Annotated in this window: 16 protein-coding genes; 10 read left to right on the top strand and 6 right to left on the bottom strand. The window is 48.4% G+C overall.

Features of this window, described 5'->3' with window-relative positions; genetic code table 11:
* Positions 1-14 precede the first annotated feature (14 nt).
* From OGX86_RS16185 to cusR, 5 genes are all read right to left on the bottom strand, one after another.
* Positions 15-818: an MBL fold metallo-hydrolase gene (locus OGX86_RS16185; protein WP_048226195.1), complete on the bottom strand. Its 804-nt coding sequence runs from the start codon at positions 816-818 to the stop codon at positions 15-17.
* Between the two features lie 83 nt (positions 819-901).
* Positions 902-1405: a hypothetical protein gene (locus OGX86_RS16190; RefSeq protein ID WP_008784020.1), complete on the bottom strand. Its 504-nt coding sequence runs from the start codon at positions 1403-1405 to the stop codon at positions 902-904.
* 372 nt (positions 1406-1777) lie between these two features.
* The gene (locus OGX86_RS16195) at positions 1778-2104 is read right to left on the bottom strand and encodes a PcoE/SilE family metal-binding protein (RefSeq protein ID WP_048214749.1); all 327 of its coding nucleotides are present in this window, start codon (positions 2102-2104) and stop codon (positions 1778-1780) included.
* Positions 2105-2229: 125 nt separating this feature from the next.
* Positions 2230-3681: a Cu(+)/Ag(+) sensor histidine kinase gene (locus tag OGX86_RS16200; RefSeq protein ID WP_048226191.1), complete on the bottom strand. Its 1452-nt coding sequence runs from the start codon at positions 3679-3681 to the stop codon at positions 2230-2232.
* Complete coding sequence (gene cusR, locus OGX86_RS16205) at positions 3671-4354, bottom strand: copper response regulator transcription factor CusR (protein ID WP_048226190.1); 684 nt, start codon at positions 4352-4354, stop codon at positions 3671-3673. Before cusR ends, OGX86_RS16200 begins: the two co-directional genes overlap by 11 nt.
* Positions 4355-4549: 195 nt before the next feature.
* Between cusR and OGX86_RS16210 the strand changes: the two genes are divergently transcribed.
* The 4 genes from OGX86_RS16210 to OGX86_RS16225 all read left to right on the top strand — a co-directional run bounded on the left by OGX86_RS16210 (position 4550) and on the right by OGX86_RS16225 (position 10836).
* Positions 4550-5932, top strand: a complete 1383-nt coding sequence (locus tag OGX86_RS16210) for an efflux transporter outer membrane subunit (protein WP_286640287.1) — start codon at positions 4550-4552, stop codon at positions 5930-5932.
* A 32-nt stretch (positions 5933-5964) separates the two neighbouring features.
* Positions 5965-6312, top strand: coding sequence for a cation efflux system protein CusF (gene cusF, locus OGX86_RS16215; RefSeq protein WP_008784023.1), 348 nt, complete (start codon positions 5965-5967; stop codon positions 6310-6312).
* Positions 6313-6388: 76 nt separating this feature from the next.
* On the top strand, positions 6389-7681 hold the full coding sequence (locus OGX86_RS16220; RefSeq protein WP_286640288.1) for an efflux RND transporter periplasmic adaptor subunit: 1293 nt from the start codon (positions 6389-6391) through the stop codon (positions 7679-7681).
* 11 nt (positions 7682-7692) lie between these two features.
* Positions 7693-10836, top strand: a complete 3144-nt coding sequence (locus tag OGX86_RS16225) for a CusA/CzcA family heavy metal efflux RND transporter (RefSeq protein ID WP_128317223.1) — start codon at positions 7693-7695, stop codon at positions 10834-10836.
* Between the two features lie 52 nt (positions 10837-10888).
* Here OGX86_RS16225 and rclR read toward each other — a convergent pair whose 3' ends face one another.
* On the bottom strand, positions 10889-11743 hold the full coding sequence (rclR, locus tag OGX86_RS16230) for a reactive chlorine-specific transcriptional regulator RclR (RefSeq protein WP_048214745.1): 855 nt from the start codon (positions 11741-11743) through the stop codon (positions 10889-10891).
* A gap of 237 nt (positions 11744-11980) precedes the next feature.
* Here rclR and rclA point away from each other — a divergent pair, with 237 nt between their 5' ends.
* The 6 genes from rclA to OGX86_RS16260 all read left to right on the top strand — a co-directional run bounded on the left by rclA (position 11981) and on the right by OGX86_RS16260 (position 17020).
* Positions 11981-13306 (top strand): reactive chlorine resistance oxidoreductase RclA, encoded by a 1326-nt coding sequence (rclA, locus tag OGX86_RS16235; RefSeq protein ID WP_286640289.1) that lies wholly within the window; start codon positions 11981-11983, stop codon positions 13304-13306.
* A 172-nt stretch (positions 13307-13478) separates the two neighbouring features.
* On the top strand, positions 13479-13709 hold the full coding sequence (gene rclB, locus OGX86_RS16240) for a reactive chlorine resistance periplasmic protein RclB (protein ID WP_048226462.1): 231 nt from the start codon (positions 13479-13481) through the stop codon (positions 13707-13709).
* 11 nt (positions 13710-13720) lie between these two features.
* Positions 13721-14281 carry a reactive chlorine resistance membrane protein RclC gene (rclC, locus tag OGX86_RS16245; protein ID WP_286640290.1) on the top strand — a complete coding sequence of 187 codons (561 nt, stop codon included), beginning with the start codon at positions 13721-13723 and terminating at the stop codon, positions 14279-14281.
* Between the two features lie 572 nt (positions 14282-14853).
* Positions 14854-15549, top strand: coding sequence for a flagellar brake protein (locus OGX86_RS16250; protein ID WP_048226180.1), 696 nt, complete (start codon positions 14854-14856; stop codon positions 15547-15549).
* A 21-nt stretch (positions 15550-15570) separates the two neighbouring features.
* A complete protein-coding gene (locus OGX86_RS16255) occupies positions 15571-16152 on the top strand; it encodes a helix-turn-helix transcriptional regulator (protein WP_171846098.1) in 582 nt (193 codons plus the stop codon).
* A 100-nt stretch (positions 16153-16252) separates the two neighbouring features.
* Positions 16253-17020, top strand: coding sequence for a putative bifunctional diguanylate cyclase/phosphodiesterase (locus OGX86_RS16260; RefSeq protein ID WP_003831149.1), 768 nt, complete (start codon positions 16253-16255; stop codon positions 17018-17020).
* Positions 17021-17121 lie beyond the last annotated feature (101 nt).

Raw genomic sequence — 17121 nt, forward strand, 5'->3', positions numbered from 1 at the left:
GCTTTTTACTGTTGTTACTCAGCCAGCACAATCACATCTCCCGTTGCCGGGGCGTCAGTTCCCGGTAGCCACAATCGCCCCCACGAACCGGTGCAATGACAGCCGAGCAGTTTTTCGGGTTGTTGTTGCTGAATAAATTGTCGAGTCCGCCATAGCTTAGCGGGGGAGGCGGCGCGTAAATGAAAGCCACCGACCAGGGCATAAATTTTGTTAACCCCGGTGATTTTCTGGCAATGGCGTACGATGTTTTCTATTCCCCGATGCCCGCAACCGGTAATGATGACTAACCCGCGTGCAGATTTATAGATCAATACGCCTTCGTCACTGATGTAATCTGGCTGGAGTGTTTTCTCGCTAATCACGCCATAGGACTGTGGCGTGGGGACACTGATTTCCCCGGACCACAAAAAGCGATCGCTGATAGCCAGCGGCTCGCGGGTGTATTCCATTATGAATCGAGAGTAGTTGTTATCACGCGAGAGTTTTTTTATTTTTCGTGGTGTTCCCGCAACCGTAACTGAGGCGTACCGTTCGCAGGCTATTTGGGGATGGCAAATGATACGGCTGTTATCCGCAAGCCATGGCACGCCGCCGCAGTGATCATAATGACCGTGCGACAGCACTACGGCGGTTAATTGGGTCAGGTCTACGCCCATTTGCGTAGCGTTGTGCATGAAGCTGCCATCCGGCCCGGTATCAAACAATATTGTGGTTGTTTCATCCTGAACTAACAGACTTAATCCAGGCTTGGCCAGTATTGATTTTTCTGCGCCAGCAGCGCGTCGGTTTTCAAGCAGCACCGTGAGGGTTAAAGCCATGCCTGACTCCCGTATTAAAACGGCATACTATAATGCATCGCTTTTGAGAGCGCTGTGATCTCAGCGCTCTTTAGCGTTATCCGTTATTCACGCACAATTTTGCCTGCGTTTCCTGCATCGCTGTCATTCCAGCTACCGTGACCATTTGTTTTAATCGTATAGGTGGCATAGCCGACACGGAAGGTCATCGTATCCTTATAGGTATTTACGTCACGCACTTCATTACCATTGACGTAAACGCCGGAATCTTCGACGTGAATATCAACACTGCGTTGACCATTGGCAAATTTGGCTACGTAATTTCCGCTGAATTTGCCATCAATACCGGCATTATCGTGGTTATCCGTGTTAGTGGTATTTTGCTGTTTTTCACCATGATGATGACGATTCTGCTGGCCGTTGCTGTTCTCAATAAAGCCATGATCGCGGTTCCACTGATAGGATTTATTCACATCGCAGCCATTGAGTTCACTCATCTGCGTACAACCTGAACGTTCATACTTTTTCTGCATTGCCGGGGTAATTGCACATGCTGTTGTGGCAGTTGTCAGGCCAAGGACCAGGAGGGTTAGCAGACGTTTATTCATTTTTTACTCACTATCATCATTAAATTTATTTATAGGAATACGAACTTTTGGGCTGTCATGTTTACGACGACGGCAGTCTCCCATTAAATATTAATGAAGCATACCAGGGGGAATCCTAATTTATAATTAGGGTAGGGTGATGAATGCTGTAATACGCAACAAAACAAGCCGTTTATTTACTTATTTTATACAACCCGGGTAGAGAACTAAGATGTATTCACTTTTAGAATAAGGATTTAATAAATTATTAATATTGACATTAACGATGAAGTGGGACGCGGGCTTGTATATAAACAGGCCCGCGTGGGGAGAGTAGTCCACAATATTCAAACTTCGCGTATTTATGGATGTCGTTGTCAATATAGTTCGTCTTTACCCCTGAGTGGAGATCTGCGCGCGGTGCTGCTCGGCCTGTACCTCATGAGCGAATGAATGGCCGTTGTTTACCGATTGGTGAACAACCATCGCTTTTTCATGTTCATTCATTTGTGAAAATGATTTCGCATTGGTTGATATTGACGATGAATTATTTGCTTGCGCGGCGTGTGCTTGTGCCATTTGTTGATGTGCAGGAGCATCGCTGTTATTCATCATTTCATGAGCCATTGCGGCCTGCTGATGCATTTTGGGTGTTTCTGCCGCATTAACGCCAGCTGAAATAAAAAACGCGATAGCTAAAAAAGAGGACATCTTATTCATCATATTTCTCCTGTTTGGGTTTACGGAAGAAAGTATAATTAATAGGGGCTGTCAGTGGCGTGACAGGATTATGACGGTTGTGTCAGACAACAGGTGATGACGGGTATAAGCGTCATCACCATAAATTACATCGCGTGCTTGGGCAGCGTCAGAATAAAGCGAGTGGCATGAGGGTCGGAAGTCACCGAGACTTTTCCTTGATGAGCAGTCACAATCGATTTCACAATCGCCAGACCAATGCCGCTGCCTTCGCCCTTACGCTGTCGTGAAGGGTCCACTCGATAAAAGCGGTCAAAGAGTCGCGGAAGATGTTGCGGGGGAATGGGGTTTCCGGGATTCTCAACGACTATCTGCACCTGGCCATCCGCCTCTTTCACCCGTACGGTTACCGACTCGCCTTTTGGCGTATAGCGCATGGCATTTGACAGCAGATTACTCATTGCCCGGCGTAACATTAATGGGTCGCCTGAAACCCAGCATGCGCGTCCTTCAAACCGTAAACCAACCTCACGCTCTTCAGCCCAGGCTTCGAAAAAGTCGAACACTTTACCGACCTCATCAGCCAGATTGAGCGCTTTTTTTTCTGGGATCAACTGATTGTTATCCGCCTGCGCCAGAAACAGCATATCACTCACCATCTTCGACATACGGCCAAACTCTTCGAGATTGGAATACAGCACATCTTCCAGTTCTTTTTGGCTGCGGGTCTGGCTGAGCGCAATTTCCGTTTGGGTGACGAGGTTAGTAATTGGCGTGCGGATCTCATGGGCAATATCCGCTGAGAAGTTCGACTGGCGTTTAAATACGTCCTCGATGCGTTCGATCATGTGATTAAACGAACTCACCAGCTGTTCCAGTTCAATAGGAACAGCTTGCGGATCGAGGCGTACATCGAGATCTTTCGAGGTGATATTTTGGATGCGACGACTGACGTTACGAATCGGTTCATGACCTTTGTATACGGCGAACAACACGATAAAGACAATCATCATGCTAATCAGCGATGCTGTCATAATCAGCTTGTTTTTCAGATCGTTAATGTAGTGCAGATGAAAGTCGATCGATAATGCCAGATACAGCGTATACGCTGGTTTTCCATCGGCAAGTTGTCCTACCGGCAGGCGAATCATTCGCCAGTTAGACGATGTTTTCTGTCCGTGGATATGTTTGGAGGTTTGCAGTGTGGGGCCTGAGATAATAAAAACATCGCTGGCATGAGCATTTTTATCGGGCCTTGCACTGGCGATAAACTGCCGGAGATCCGGCGCATTGGGCGAATGGAAAATGGCCTTCTGGTTGCTATCTTCCAGAGAAATAATGACGTTCGAATAACCCGCCACCACATTTTTTAGCGTTTCCAGGCGGCGTGATTCGAGCTCGTTGGGTTGGTTAATAATCCTCTCCAGCGTGGCGCTAATCTCTTGTAAATCGTTGATGTCCTGCTCGGCGAAGTGGACTTTCACGGAGTGGATCATTATCCATGCAAAGGCGAAAAATGAAGCAATTGTCGCCAGGCTGATAAAAAAGGTCAGTCGTGTCGCCAGCGAAAAAGGGCGTCGCCATCGTTTACTGGCCATCAGGAACCTCAAGCATATATCCCACACCGCGCACGGTCTGAATCAGTTTCGGCTCAAAATCGTTATCAATTTTGGCGCGCAGACGCTTAACGGCGACGTCGATGGCATTAGTATCGCTGTCAAAATTCATATCCCAGACCTGGGAGGCGATCAGTGAGCGGGGTAAAACTTCCCCCTGATGGCGCAGGAAAAACTCAAGCAGCGTAAACTCTTTGCTGGTCAGGGTGATGCGCGTGCCGCTGCGGGTGACTTTCCTGCTGACCAGATCGACCATTAAATCCGCGACCTGAAACTGGCTTTCAACAATCACCGCAGCGCCCCGGCGCAGCAGCGTTCTGACCCGTGCCAGCAGTTCGGCGAAGGCAAACGGTTTAACCAGGTAATCATCAGCACCCAATTCCAGACCTTTAACCCGATGTTCAATGGTACCCAGTGCGGTGAGGAGAAGAATGGGCATTCCTTTGTTGGCGGAACGCAGCATCCGCACGATATCCCAGCCGTTTACATCCGGCAGCATGATGTCGAGTATGAGCAGGTCGTAATCGCCGGTCATCGCCAGGTGATACCCGTTCAGGCCGTTATCCGCCAAATCCACAACAAAACCCGCTTCCGTCAGGCCTTTCGTCAGGTATTCACCGGTTTTTTTCTCATCTTCGACTATCAAAACCTTCATCGCATTCTCCTTCTCGCACTGGTTGTGCGGACTTTCAATTCTAGGGAAGCGGGATCGGATAGCAATCTGTTATTGGGAAAATGACAGTTTTGTCATTTTCCTGTCACCGCTTAAACAGAGTCACTTCGTTAAAGTACAAGACTATAAATTCCTACTTATTTTAGGGACATCAGTCCGGTCAGGACGAGAAGAACTATGAGCAAATTTAAGCTTCTTACTCTCAGCGCTATATTCGTGCTCGCTGGTTGTTCATTGGCGCCGGACTATCAGCGCCCGGCCTTGCCGGTGCCACAGCAATTTTCTTTAAGCCAGAATTCCCTGGTGTCGGCTCCTGGTGAATACCAGAACACGGGGTGGCGAACCTTTTTTGTTGACGACCAGATGAAGGCGTTGATTGGTGAGGCGCTGATCAATAACCGCGATTTACGCATGGCGACGCTGAAGGTTCAGGAAGCGCGAGCGCAGTATGGCGTCACGGACGCTGACCGTTATCCGCAAATCACGGCAGGCTCCAGCGGTACCTACAGCGGTAAAATAAAAGGTGATAGCAGCACCGATCGTCAATTCGAAGCTGGACTCAATCTCAGTTTCGACCTGGATTTCTTTGGGCGGCTTAAAAATATGAGTGAAGTCGAACGGCAGAACTTCTTCGCCAGCGAAGAGGCGCGTCGGGCGGTGCATATCTTATTAATTTCCAACGTATCGCAAAGTTATTTCAACCAGCGTCTGGCTTACGCGCAGTTGCAAGTTGCCGAAGAAACGCTGCAAAACTATCAGCGCTCTTACGCTTTTGTAGAGAAGCAACTGGTAACCGGTAGCACCAACGTACTGGCGTTGGAACAAGCGCGCGGCGTGATTGAAAGTACGCGTAGCGAAATTGCCAAGCGTAAAGGTGAGTTGGCACAGGCCAATAACGCGCTGCAACTGTTGCTGGGTACATACGGGAAATTACCCGATGACCAGGCGCGCAGCCGTGGGGATATTAAACCGGTAACGCTGCCGCCATCGCTTTCGTCGCAAATACTGTTGCAGCGCCCGGATATTATGGAAGCTGAGCACGGATTATTGGCGGCAAATGCCAATATCGGTGCTGCACGGGCGGCATTTTTTCCGTCGATAACGTTGACCAGTTCCGTGTCCAGTAGCAGTAGCGATCTTTCCAATTTATTTAATGCCTCCAGCGGCATGTGGAATTTTGTCCCCAAAATAGATATTCCAATCTTCAATGCCGGACGTAATCAGTCCAATCTCGACCTGGCAGAAATTCGCCAGCAACAGTCGGTAGTGAATTACGAACAAAAAATTCAGAACGCGTTTAAAGAAGTGGCGGATGCACTGGTGTTACGCCAAAGCATTGCCGATCAAATTAGTGGGCAGCAGCGTTATCTGGATTCATTGCAAATCACACTACAGCGCGCCAGAGCGCTTTATCAGAATGGCGCAGTTAGCTATATCGAAGTATTAGACGCAGAACGTTCTTTATTCGCTACGCGGCAATCGCTGCTCGATCTTAATTACGCCCAACAGGTTAATGAAATTAAACTGTTTGCTGCCTTAGGCGGCGGTTGGGTGGAGTAATCCTTAATATTAACTTTTCAGGAGCATGATGTATGAATACTACCGCCAAAGCCGTACTGTTTAGCCTTTTCTCTGTGGTTATGTTTAACGCCCAGGCCAATGAAAATCAGCATGGCGAGATGATGAATATGCAGCCAGCGGCTCAACAGGAACAACTCATTAGCGCTACCGGGGTGATTGAAGCTGTTGATATGGAGAGTAAAAAAATCACGATCAAACATGACCCTATTCCAGCGGTGAACTGGCCGGCCATGACGATGCGCTTTACGCTGGTTGCTGATACGAAGGCTGATGATATTAAGCCAGGCGATAAGGTCGCGTTTACGTTTGTTCAGCAGGGAAATCTCTCTGTGTTACGCGATATTCACATCAGTAAATAACGTTCTCGCTGGTCTCTTTTATTCTTGCCCGGGTTTTTGCGAACGCGGGCGAGACTATCGCGCAATGGAAATCACTATGGCGTCTTTAAATATTAAAAATACCGCGCTTATTCTCGGTAGCATGATTGCCGGCGGGATTATTTCTGTCGGTGTTTATACTTATTATTCATCGGCAAAAATATCGTCTGTAGCCGGACCAGTTCAGCAAAAAGAAGCCAGAAAAGTGTTGTTCTGGTATGACCCCATGTATCCGAACACGCGCTTTGATAAACCGGGTAAATCACCGTTTATGGATATGGATCTGATCCCGAAATATGCCGATGAAGAGACCGCGAACGCATCATCACCAGGCGTGCGCATCGATCCTACACAGACCCAGAACCTGGGGCTGAAAACAGAGCCAGTGCGTCGTGGACCACTGCACTACGCGCAAACTTTCCCGGCCAACGTTAGTTATAACGAATACCAGTTTGTTATTGTCCAGGCACGCTCTGCGGGCTTTATCGAGAAGGTTTACCCGCTGACCGTGGGGGACAAAATTAAGAAGGGTTCGCCGCTGATCGACCTGACTATTCCTGATTGGGTTGAGGCGCAGAGCGAATATTTATTGCTGCGGGAAACGGGCGGCAGCGCGACGCAGGTGGAAGGGATTCTGGAGAGATTACGTCTGGCTGGAATGCCTGAAGCGGATATTCAGCGCTTAAAATCGACGCGTAAAATTCAGACCCGCTTTACTCTAAAAGCGCCTATCGATGGGGTGATCACCGCATTCGATTTGCGTACCGGTATGAACATTTCCAAAGACAATGTGGTCGCGAAAATTCAGGGTATGGACCCGGTATGGGTTAGCGCGTCGGTCCCGGAATCTATCGCCTGGCTGATTGAAGATGCCTCGCAATTTACCATCACCGTGCCCGCCTGGCCGGATAAGCCTTTCACCATCAGCAAGTGGAGTATCTTACCAAGCGTTGATGCTACCACGCGTACGCTCCAGCTCCGTTTACAGGTCGATAACCCCGACGAGGCGCTCAAGCCCGGGATGAATGCTTACCTGCAACTGAAAACACAAAGCGAGCCAATGCTGCTGATCCCGTCTAAAGCACTGATTGATACGGGTACCGAGCAGCGGGTCATCACCGTTGATAACGAAGGCCGATTTGTGCCGAAACAGGTTGCGGTATTCCATGAATCCCAGGGGCTGACGGCTATCCGCTCCGGCCTGACCGAAGGCGAAAAAGTGGTGTCCAGTGGCCTGTTCCTGATTGATTCTGAAGCGAATATCTCTGGCGCACTGGACCGTATGCGCGCCCAGAACAGTAAGGAGCAAGACGCAGCCGCCATGCCAGCCCAGGCGACCCATTCACACTGAGGACATGATAAATGATTGAATGGATTATCCGTCGTTCGGTGGCAAACCGTTTTCTGGTGATGATGGGGGCGCTGTTTCTTAGCGTCTGGGGAACCTGGACCATCATCAATACGCCGGTTGATGCGCTGCCCGATCTCTCTGATGTTCAGGTGATCGTCAAAACCAGCTATCCGGGGCAGGCGCCGCAAATTGTTGAAAATCAGGTGACCTACCCGCTGACCACCACCATGCTGTCGGTACCCGGCGCGAAAACCGTGCGCGGTTTCTCGCAGTTTGGTGATTCCTACGTGTACGTCATTTTCGAAGATGGTACCGATCCTTACTGGGCGCGCTCGCGCGTACTGGAGTATCTCAACCAGGTTCAGGGAAAATTACCGGCTGGCGTTAGCGCGGAAATGGGACCGGACGCCACGGGCGTCGGCTGGATATTTGAGTACGCGCTGGTGGATCGCAGTGGGAAACATGATCTGGCAGAATTACGTTCTCTTCAGGACTGGTTTTTAAAGTATGAGTTAAAAACGATTCCTAACGTGGCGGAAGTAGCTTCGGTAGGCGGCGTGGTTAAACAGTATCAGGTCGTTATCGATCCGATGAAGCTGACGCAATATGGCATCAGCCTGGCGGACGTGAAATCGGCGCTGGATACGTCGAATCAGGAAGCGGGCGGCTCATCTGTTGAGATGGCTGAAGCGGAATATATGGTCCGCGCCAGTGGATATCTGCAAACGCTCGATGATTTTAATAACATCGTCCTGAAAACAGGGGCCGACGGTGTACCTGTTTACCTGCGCGATGTGGCGCGCGTACAGATTGGGCCGGAAATGCGCCGTGGGATCGCCGAACTGAATGGCGAAGGCGAAGTCGCGGGCGGGGTGGTTATCCTGCGTTCCGGTAAAAATGCGCGTGAGGTGATCTCTGCCGTTAAAGCCAAACTCGACACGCTGAAAAGCAGCCTGCCGGAAGGCGTAGAGGTAGTTACAACATACGATCGCAGTCAGCTCATCGATCGCGCCATTGATAACCTCAGCTACAAGCTGCTGGAAGAGTTTATCGTCGTGGCGCTGGTGTGCGCACTGTTCCTGTGGCATCTGCGTTCGGCGCTGGTGGCGATTATTTCCTTGCCGCTGGGGCTGTGTATCGCGTTTATCGTGATGCATTTCCAGGGTTTGAACGCCAACATCATGTCGCTAGGGGGAATTGCCATTGCCGTCGGGGCGATGGTTGATGCCGCAATCGTGATGATTGAAAACGCCCATAAGCGGCTCGAAGAGTGGGGGCATCAGCATCCGAATGAAAAGCTCGATAACGCAACGCGCTGGAAGGTTATTACTGACGCCTCGGTAGAAGTCGGCCCGGCATTGTTCATCAGTCTGTTGATCATCACGTTGTCGTTTATCCCCATTTTCACGCTTGAGGGGCAAGAGGGGCGACTGTTCGGCCCGCTGGCGTTCACCAAAACGTATGCGATGGCAGGCGCAGCATTTCTGGCGATTGTGGTTATTCCTATCCTGATGGGGTTCTGGATCCGTGGAAAAATACCGGCCGAAAGTAGCAACCCGCTTAACCGTTTTCTGATCCGTATTTACCATCCGTTGTTGCTGAAGGTGTTGCACTGGCCCAAGACCACCATTCTGGTGGCGGTGCTTTCAATACTGACGGTTGTCTACCCGCTGAATAAAGTCGGTGGTGAATTCCTGCCGCAGATTAACGAAGGCGATCTGCTGTATATGCCTTCGACATTGCCGGGGATCTCAGCGGCGCAGGCAGCGGACATGCTGCAGAAAACCGACAAGCTGATCATGACCGTTCCGGAGGTGGCGCGCGTGTTTGGTAAAACCGGTAAGGCAGAAACCGCAACAGACTCCGCGCCGCTGGAAATGGTTGAAACGACGATCCAACTGAAGCCGCAGGACCAGTGGCGTCCGGGGATGACGATGGACAAAATCATCGCCGAGCTGGACAAAACAGTACGCTTGCCGGGCCTGGCGAATCTGTGGGTTCCGCCGATTCGTAACCGTATCGACATGCTCTCTACGGGGATCAAAAGCCCAATTGGCATTAAGGTGTCGGGTAATGTTCTGGCAGATATCGACGCCACGGCGGAGCAAATTGAAGAGGTGGTCAGAACCGTGCCGGGTGTATCTTCGGCGCTGGCCGAGCGTCTGGTGGGCGGACGCTATCTCAACGTAGATATTAATCGTGAAAGAGCGGCCCGGTACGGCATGACTGTAGGTGCTGTGCAGCTGTTTGTCACTTCAGCGGTAGGAGGGGCAATGGTGGGCGAAACGGTGGAAGGGATTGCACGCTATCCTATCAACCTGCGCTATGCGCAGAGCTATCGTGATAGCCCGGAAGCATTGCGTAATCTGCCGATTCTGACGCCCATGAAACAGCAAATTACGCTGGCGGATGTCGCCGATGTGACGGTGGTTTCGGGGCCTTCGATGCTGAAAACCGAAGATGCGCGACCAACCAGTTGGATTTACATCGACGCCCGAGATCGTGACATGGTCTCAGTGGTGAACGATCTGAAAAAGGCTATTGCTGAAAAGGTCCAGTTAAAGCCGGGGACCAGTGTGGCGTTTTCGGGGCAATTCGAGCTGCTTGAGCGCGCCAGCCATAAGCTCAAGTTGATGGTGCCAATGACGCTGATGATTATCTTCGTATTGCTTTATCTGGCCTTCCGTCGCTTTGGCGAAGCGCTGCTGATTATCACCAGTGTGCCTTTTGCGCTGGTGGGCGGTATCTGGTTCCTTTACTGGATGGGGTTCCATATGTCGGTTGCAACCGGAACCGGATTTATCGCCCTGGCAGGTGTTGCTGCGGAGTTTGGCGTGGTGATGCTGATGTACTTGCGCCACGCTATTGAAGCCGAACCCGCGCTGGAAAATCCGCAAACCTTTACGGCGGACAAGCTGGATGAAGCGTTATATCACGGTGCTGTGCTGCGCGTGCGGCCAAAAGCGATGACTGTGGCGGTGATTATCGCGGGTCTGTTACCTATCTTGTGGGGGACGGGAGCAGGCTCAGAAGTCATGAGCCGCATAGCCGCGCCGATGATTGGCGGCATGATCACCGCACCATTGCTGTCGCTATTCATTATTCCGGCTGCGTATAAGCTGATGTGGCTGCACAGACACCGCGGTCAAAAATAATACTCTAAAGCGCGCGCCTGCATTCGGATTTGTTGCCGAAGCAGGCGCCGCGTTATACCTCCAGTGCCTTCACGCGTTTGCGGTACTCACCCGGCGTGCAGCCAAATTCCCGTAAAAAGACTTTATGGAATGACGATTCGCTGGCGTAGCCTACCGACTCGGCCACCACAACCAATGGCTGCGACCCACGTGACAGCATCTGGGCAGCGAATTGCAGGCGTAAAGTGGTTAATACTGCGAGCGGCGTGGAGTTTGAGACTTCACGAAATAGCTGCGCGAAGCTGGCCCGCGACATATGTGCACGTTTCGCCAATTCTTCGACGGTCCAGGCAAACGCCGGTGACTCCAGCATCATGAAGACGACAGCCCCTAGTTTGGGATGAAGCAGTAGATTCAACACGTTTTGAACGGGGGTCGCCTTGGTTAACCATTCGCGAACGGCTAAGGCGAACAGTGTGGCGCATTGTTGACTGCAGACTACACTGGAACCTGGCAGAGTACTCATGGATTCCTGTTGCATCAACGCAATCATGGCCTTGAGCCAATGGCTGACAGGGCTATTTTCATCAGGTGCCAGAACCAATACTTCCGGTAACGCAGTTAAAAAATAGCGTGAGGAAGCGTGCAATCGAAGGCTGCCACAAACAATGTGTGTTTGTTCATCGCCAGACTGGCAGAGCCGATGTGCGGAGTTTTGCGGCAGGATCACGATAGTACCGGGCCGCAGAGTAAAAGATGTCCCATCGGGCATGTCCAGTTGGGCTGCCCCTTGTGTGACCGTATGCCAGCGGATAATGGACAATTCACCTGCTGCGTGCGGCAGTTGCCAGTCCCTGCTCAGCAGGCAATTTTGATCGATCGAGCCTTGTGGGTCGTTAAGCATCAGTAATCGGCTAAGGGCATCCATGGAGACTCCTGAACATTTTTTGTTGTCGTTTATTGAAACGATATTATCTCTTTATTTTATTATTATATTAATACCTTCAAAGTGTTAGTGTAATAATTCATTCTCGAAATGTTAGTCATCTTTAAGGCTGATTTAGACGATCTGACAGTTATTGGCGAGTTGTGGATACATTGTTCTGGCAGAGTTAGAGCTATATTTCAGTTCATCAAACGAACAGTGACTTGGCGGAGAGACAGCATGAATCAGTATCAGGCGATTATTATTGGATTTGGCAAAGCGGGTAAAACGCTGGCGGCAACACTGGCCAAAACGGGTTGGCGGGTAGCGATTATTGAACAGTCAAACACCATGTATGGCGGGACATGCATCAACATCGGCTGTATCCCAACCAAAACCCTGGTACATGATGCTGAACTTCAGCATGACTTTGCCGAAGCAATGCAACGCAAGGCCTCTGTTGTCAGTTTTCTGCGCGATAAAAATTTCCATAATCTTGCCGATCTGGAAAACGTGGATGTGATTGAAGGTCGTGCTGAATTCGTTGATAACCATACTGTGCGAGTCGTGCAGTCAACAGGCGAGATTGAGCTGAGCGGCGAGAAAATCTTTATTAATACCGGCGCCCAGTCAACGATTCCAAACGTTGAGGGATTAACCACGACACCTGGCGTATTTGACAGCACCGGGCTGTTGAATTTGACGCAACGTCCAGAGCGTCTGGGCATTTTGGGCGGTGGGTATATCGGCGTTGAATTCGCATCGATGTTTGCCAACTTTGGTAGCAAAGTCACTATTTATGAAGCAGCTCCGCAGTTTTTGCCTCGTGAGGACCGGGATATTGCTGACGCTATCGCCAACATTTTACGCGACAAAGGTGTCGAGTTGATCCTCAATGCCAACGTGCAGTCGGTCTCCTCTCATGATGGTGCAGTACAGTTGCACATGCCGGAGGGGACCCAGACGGTGGATGCGCTGTTGGTAGCATCAGGTCGCAAACCGGCGACAGAAAACCTGCAATTGCAGAAAGCGGGTGTGGATGTAAACGATCGTGGTGCCATTGTTGTGAATAAATATTTGCGTACATCGGCAGATAACATTTGGGCAATGGGCGATGTCACTGGTGGATTACAATTTACCTATATCTCGCTGGATGACTTCCGTATTGTGCGTGACAACCTGCTAGGCGAGGGGTTACGTAACACCGGCGATCGCCAAAACGTACCGTATTCCGTCTTTATGACGCCGCCGCTTTCCCGCGTTGGAATGACTGAAGAACAGGCTCGCGCCAGCGGTGCGGCGGTGCAAGTCGTGACGTTGCCGGTAGCGGCTATCCCGCGAGCGCGGGTGATGAATGATACGCGTGGTGTTCTTAAAGCGGTGGTGGATAGTGAAACGAAACAAATATTAGGCGTATCGCTGCTGTGCGTGGATTCTCATGAAATGATTAATATCATCAAGACGGTTATGGACGCGGGGTTACCTTATACCACATTGCGTGACCAGATATTTACCCATCCAAGTATGAGCGAATCATTAAACGATCTCTTTTCTCTCATAAAATGATAATAACGTAGTCTGCATATTTGCCCCACCCGTGTGGGGCTTTTTTTTATTTGTTTTTTATACTCCTGATACTAATTGACAGTTATTCTGGCGTTACGGATGAAATAAAATAAAGTGACATGTTTTATTATATTCCCACTGAAATAACTCGTTAATGGAAATAGAAATGAACATGTTTAAGTCTACGTTACTAATGACTGCGTTACTGACTGCTCCGGTGACATTTTCCGCGTTAGCGCAAACAGAGGTTGCCCACGTTAGCGTATCAGCCGTGTCTGGCTCTCCTTCCGTGATGGAAGATGCCATTGCGAAACTGGCGCAGGAAAAGAATGCGACTTCCTGGAAAATTACCTCAATGCGCATTGATAGCAGCACTCACGCAACGGCAATTTTGTACAAGTGAGGAGAGCCGGGATGGAAAAGTATCTTCGTATATTGGGCAAAGGCGATAGAGTTGGATTAACCTTGATTCGCCTGAGTATCGCGATTGTTTTTATCTGGATTGGTTTATTAAAATTTGTACCTTACGAAGCCGACAGCATTACGCCGTTTGTCGCCAATAGTCCGGTAATGTCATTTCTTTATGAGCATCCAGAAGAATACAAACAACATTTAACCCACGAAGGTGAATTCAAACCGCAGGCTCGTGAATGGCAGACGGCGAATAACACGTATACGTTCTCAAATGGCCTGGGCGTAGTCGAAGTTCTTATCGCTTTGCTGGTGCTGGCTAATCCTGTTAGCCGCTGGTTGGGATTAATTGGCGGCGTTCTGGCATTTGCCACACCAATTGTTACCTTATCATTTTTAATAACCACACCAGAAGCGTGGGTAATGCCGCTGGGTGATTTACACCACGGATTTCCGTACTTGTCAGGCGCCGGGCGGTTGGTGTTGAAAGACACGTTAATGTTGGCGGGAGCAGTGATGATCATCGCAGATTCATCCCGATCAATAATTAAGCAGCGGTATTGAATTTTTAACGTTGTGCCCTCTGTAAGATAGCAAGCCACTATAGTTCGATTCGGTACTTACCGGGCCAGCAGGATGCTGGCTTTTTTTCTGACTTAAGGTAAATTTATTAAGTATATATAAATTGCAATTATTCAATTTAGAAGCATAACGAGTCAGAGCTATATTTTTAGTTAATGATAGAGCGCAGTAAACATCTTCTCTTATCCCCCCGCGATAGCACGCCAACCCGCATGTTGCTTAGCCCCTCCATCATGATGGCTTTATTTTTTTCTGTACAATTCTTGCTATTTGTTATCTCAAAACCTCATTTTAAAAAATTTTGTTATTCGCTTTTGTTATAGCCAGTACGCAAGTTCGCGTGGTTTTAGGCCTGGCTTGAGCTAGAATTAATCCTGATTAAATGTTTTTACGTATCAATAACTGACTAAAGATAGTTAAAAACTTAACTTTTAACCAACTGTTTGACATGGAATCCACTATGGTAATTAAGCACCAGGGGTGGATGCTGATCTCGCGTTTTGTGAGTAACCAAAAGCGGGACATATCTTAAATATGGAAATAAGGGTTTTAGAATGAGCTTTGGCTTAGCAAAGGAAGACAAGTTTGAAATCATCGCTATCCTTCGTGAAGAGCTTCATAAGAAAACGAAACTGGAAATCCTGTGTGGAGACAGTAGCGTTATCACGCAGTTAGAGAAAGTTGATTTCGAACGGTTTGTCATCTCCGGACACGGAGACATTGTTCCTGAAAAGGTCCAATACTTTATCCTGCACAGCGAAAGCGGGATTGTAAAATTTACTGCCAGGTTCGAACAAACCTCGTCAGCAGGTGCGGAAGCAGGATTATCCTACTTCATCCCGGATATGATTTTCTTTGCCCAGCAGAGACAAAATCAGCGTTTTTCATTCCTGAAAGGCTATGACTTTTTCTGTTTTGGTCGTTACAAAAATGGAGAAAACTACTCTCTCAAGATTAAAAATATCTCGCAGGGTGGTTGTGCGTTAATCGTTAAAGATGTAAACGCCCGTTTTCTTTATAAAGATGCGGTGATTAAAAATGCATCTCTGGATTTCGATACATTTGGCAGTTTACAACTGGACTTAAAAGTGATCGATGTCGTCCCGATCAATGAATTTGATGAGGATAACCAGTTGTATTCCTGTCATCAGATCTCATGTGAGTTCGACTTTAAAAATCGTCGTGAAGAGACTGAAGTCGAGAAAATCATTATTAAATTTTTAATGAGTAACAAGATTAGAAGCTTATAAGGAACGGTGAACAGGATGTTGATGTGTGGCAGTGATAATTTTGTGGGCAATGGTATGTTTGCCTACCTGACCAGCAAACATGTACCGATACAAACATTCCAGTTTGAGGATATGTTGCATCAGTCATCATTATGCCAGCATCAAACCATGGTTTTTAATATCATTGATAATGAACAAGCGTGTTCAGACATTGTTCAGTTTTTGAATAAAAACCGATTCAAATTTTATAATAACGTCGTGGTGATTGTTGCTGATAGTTTGGTGGCGAAATTATGCGTAGAGTTATTATATGTCGAAAAAACAATAGTTTTGACTGAAAAATCTTCACTGCGTGATTTTGGTCAATTGGCAACATTATCAGTCGGGAAATGGAACCCCCGACTGTATCGTTCGCAGAAGAGATTAACCGAAAGAGAACAGCAGATCCTGAACTTACTGGTAAGTGGTTATACAGCCAAAGAAATTTCTGAGTTAGTTAGCCTGAACTATAAAACGATTCAGGCACATAAGATGAGAGTCGTCGCCAAGCTTGGCCTGACCAATACCTCTGATTTAAATAAGTTAATTGTCAGATTTACCCATCCTATGTCTTTTTTACCCTAACCTGACCATTCTTTTCTGATGTAATACACCTAATAGTAGATACAATTTGGGAGTGATTTTGACTGGTTTTTAATTTTATGATTTGTAGAGGGAGAGGGGAATGTTTAATTCCAATGAGGTGCTAACTGCGCTTGAAAAGGCTTTGAATACCAGTCAACTTTATATGGTTTATCAGCCTATTTTCAATTTGCATGCCCAGCGTATAAGCGGATTTGAAGCATTAATGCGTTGGAATAGTCCTCAGATGGGTATGATCTCTCCCGATGTTTTTATTACCTTACTGGAAGATAGCGGCAATATTATTTCCATTGAAGATATGGTTACTCACTCTCCGTGGGATGTTGCAACTTCCTGGCCTGACCCCATTGTATTATCCGTCAATATTTCCGCGCTTGAATTCTGCGATCCTCTGTTACCCCAACGCGTCAGACAAAATCTTGCCACTTCCGGATTGCCGGTCCATCGATGCCAAATAGAGGTCACGGAAACGTCACCGCTGTGTGACAGCCAGATTGCGGCTAAAAATATGACAGAATTAAAGGCGATAGGGGTCAAGCTTGCACTTGATGATTTTGGAACCGGCCATGCTAATCTTAATTACCTGTTGAAATATCCTTTTGACACCTTAAAAATTGATAAGGAATTTGTCACCGGTATTGAGCCCGACACCCGATCAACAAAGATTGTTGAGGGTATTATTTCACTGGCGCATAATTTTGGCATTGAAGTTCTTGCCGAAGGGGTGGAAACCCAGTCCCAGTTGGAGCGGTTGATGCAGATTGGTTGTGACAAAATTCAAGGCTTTTTCATTTCTCCCCCAGTGCTGGCAGAAGAGATCCCTTCACTCTTAGCACAATATAATCGTTAATCCCTCCTTATTTACGTTTCCCAAATCCTTGATTGTTCCGCGTTGCTGTTAAGTCTGTAGGCCTGATAAGCGTAGCGCATCAGGCGGCTTTGAACGGCAAA

This window comes from Citrobacter sp. Cpo040 (assembly GCF_030332915.1).
GTDB lineage: Bacteria > Pseudomonadota > Gammaproteobacteria > Enterobacterales > Enterobacteriaceae > Citrobacter > Citrobacter portucalensis.

Bases quoted from the DNA above. Each gene is read 5' to 3' on its own strand.
- OGX86_RS16185 (WP_048226195.1), bottom strand. From the start codon at position 818: ATGGCTTTAACCCTCACGGTGCTGCTTGAAAACCGACGCGCTGCTGGC.
- OGX86_RS16210 (WP_286640287.1), top strand. From the start codon at position 4,550: ATGAGCAAATTTAAGCTTCTTACTCTCAGCGCTATATTCGTGCTCGCT.
- OGX86_RS16190 (WP_008784020.1), bottom strand. From the start codon at position 1,405: ATGAATAAACGTCTGCTAACCCTCCTGGTCCTTGGCCTGACAACTGCC.
- OGX86_RS16250 (WP_048226180.1), top strand. From the start codon at position 14,854: ATGAGCTTTGGCTTAGCAAAGGAAGACAAGTTTGAAATCATCGCTATC.
- cusR (WP_048226190.1), bottom strand. From the start codon at position 4,354: ATGAAGGTTTTGATAGTCGAAGATGAGAAAAAAACCGGTGAATACCTG.
- rclR (WP_048214745.1), bottom strand. From the start codon at position 11,743: ATGGATGCCCTTAGCCGATTACTGATGCTTAACGACCCACAAGGCTCG.
- cusF (WP_008784023.1), top strand. From the start codon at position 5,965: ATGAATACTACCGCCAAAGCCGTACTGTTTAGCCTTTTCTCTGTGGTT.
- OGX86_RS16200 (WP_048226191.1), bottom strand. From the start codon at position 3,681: ATGGCCAGTAAACGATGGCGACGCCCTTTTTCGCTGGCGACACGACTG.
- OGX86_RS16195 (WP_048214749.1), bottom strand. From the start codon at position 2,104: ATGAATAAGATGTCCTCTTTTTTAGCTATCGCGTTTTTTATTTCAGCT.
- rclB (WP_048226462.1), top strand. From the start codon at position 13,479: ATGTTTAAGTCTACGTTACTAATGACTGCGTTACTGACTGCTCCGGTG.
- OGX86_RS16260 (WP_003831149.1), top strand. From the start codon at position 16,253: ATGTTTAATTCCAATGAGGTGCTAACTGCGCTTGAAAAGGCTTTGAAT.
- rclA (WP_286640289.1), top strand. From the start codon at position 11,981: ATGAATCAGTATCAGGCGATTATTATTGGATTTGGCAAAGCGGGTAAA.
- OGX86_RS16255 (WP_171846098.1), top strand. From the start codon at position 15,571: ATGTGTGGCAGTGATAATTTTGTGGGCAATGGTATGTTTGCCTACCTG.
- OGX86_RS16225 (WP_128317223.1), top strand. From the start codon at position 7,693: ATGATTGAATGGATTATCCGTCGTTCGGTGGCAAACCGTTTTCTGGTG.
- rclC (WP_286640290.1), top strand. From the start codon at position 13,721: ATGGAAAAGTATCTTCGTATATTGGGCAAAGGCGATAGAGTTGGATTA.
- OGX86_RS16220 (WP_286640288.1), top strand. From the start codon at position 6,389: ATGGCGTCTTTAAATATTAAAAATACCGCGCTTATTCTCGGTAGCATG.